At 40.9% G+C, this 325-nt stretch carries 1 protein-coding gene; it reads right to left on the bottom strand.

Features of this window, described 5'->3' with window-relative positions; translation table 11 throughout:
• Positions 1-325: DDE-type integrase/transposase/recombinase (locus LZD48_RS18490; protein WP_235764140.1), on the bottom strand; the 325-nt coding region annotated here is incomplete at both ends.

Genomic DNA, 325 nt, shown 5'->3' with positions numbered 1-325 from the left:
TCAATGCATTTACCAATCCGGGACATACTACGGGTCATGTTAGCTTCAGTCGTAATCTGACGGTATTCCTTCGATGTGTACTGTGAACCACGATCACTATGGATTAACGGAGATGCATCTGGATTGGCTTCTATCGCTTTCTTAAGCGTATCCATTACTAAAGGATTGTCGTTAAACCTTCCGACTTCATAGGCGACAATGGATCCATCATAGAGATCTTTAATCACACTTAAATAAGCTTTCCTGTTCAGACCAAATTTTAGATGCGTGATATCTGTTACCCACTTCTCATTTGGTTTGTCCGCAGTAAACTCCCGATTAAGAA

Origin of the sequence: Oceanobacillus alkalisoli, assembly GCF_021556485.1 — a bacterium.
In the GTDB taxonomy this organism is placed as follows: Bacteria; Bacillota; Bacilli; order Bacillales; family Amphibacillaceae; genus Oceanobacillus; species Oceanobacillus alkalisoli.
This window is presented reverse-complemented; position numbering and strand designations above follow the sequence as displayed.